This is a genomic window from Thiolapillus sp. (assembly GCF_048562965.1).
Classification (GTDB): Bacteria; Pseudomonadota; Gammaproteobacteria; order Chromatiales; family Chromatiaceae; genus Thiolapillus; species Thiolapillus brandeum_A.
The window spans coordinates 1-522 of sequence record NZ_JBHNMF010001659.1 but is presented as its reverse complement, the minus strand read 5'-3'; the positions used below and the strand labels follow the sequence as shown (position 1 = coordinate 522).

Sequence of the window (522 nt, the reverse complement as noted above, 5' to 3'; positions counted from 1 at the left end):
CCGCTGCTTTTCGAAAACCGCCATCCCCTGGGGCGCTTCCTTGTCAGGCTTTCAACGGTCCAGTGACAGATTGCTGATATCCGGAACTTCGACAGCTTCCTTTTCCTGGGTGAATTCCTCGCAAGCGTGTCTTCGGCCTCGTGATAGATTTTGGGACATCCCAGTCCCCAAAATCGACTCGGCCTTTGACAACCCATTGGTGCCCCAGCCGTCCTGGTCACCAAGCACTACGCAACAACTTCGCAAGCTCGTTGCTGCTCCGTACTTGGCTCCCAATGACTGGACGCCGCGTTCGGAGGCCTACTTTGTTTTCCCTCTGGCGCAAGGCACGCCGGGAAAACAGTGCGGCCTCGCGGCTACTGGGGTCTACCAGCCTTCGCTTCGCTCTCCATGGCTGGCAGCGAGAGAGCCTGAATGGGCTTGTCGTCCTTCACCAGCTCCAGACCACTGATATCCGGCAGGGGTACGGGTTCTTTTTGCACCACAAACTCTTCCAGTGAACCACTGGCGGCAGGTGCTGCC

The 522-nt window shown here is 58.0% G+C and carries 1 protein-coding gene; it reads left to right on the top strand.

Annotation, left to right across the window (positions count from 1 at the left end):
* Nucleotides 1–140: 140 nt before the first annotated feature.
* Nucleotides 141–500, top strand: a complete 360-nt coding sequence (locus tag ACOCD2_RS26075) for a hypothetical protein (protein ID WP_419613469.1) — start codon at nucleotides 141–143, stop codon at nucleotides 498–500.
* Nucleotides 501–522 lie beyond the last annotated feature (22 nt).